The organism is Brachyspira pilosicoli (assembly GCF_019402445.1).
GTDB classification, from domain to species: Bacteria; Spirochaetota; Brachyspiria; order Brachyspirales; family Brachyspiraceae; genus Brachyspira; species Brachyspira pilosicoli_B.
The window spans coordinates 1-203 of record NZ_SRZM01000435.1 but is presented as its reverse complement, the minus strand read 5'-3'; the positions used below and the strand labels follow the sequence as shown (position 1 = coordinate 203).

Below are 203 nucleotides of genomic sequence, written 5' to 3'. Positions count from 1 at the left end.
CCTATTATTATTCAATTAAAATATATTACTTTGTATAAACTCTTCCGTTGTGTTTTGCTTTTATTTTGGATACTGTTTCGCTAATCATATTAACAGATTCCATCACATCAGCAAATGTTTCTGGTCTTATAGATTGTGCTCCATCGCATAAAGCATGTTCTGGGTCATTGTGTACTTCTATAATCATACCGTCAGCACCTGCA

1 pseudogene is annotated in these 203 nt (G+C 33.5%); it reads right to left on the bottom strand.

Features of this window, described 5'->3' with window-relative positions:
- Positions 1-25: 25 nt before the first annotated feature.
- Positions 26-203, bottom strand: a pseudogene (locus E6A48_RS11680) (3-deoxy-7-phosphoheptulonate synthase); the annotation flags it as partial.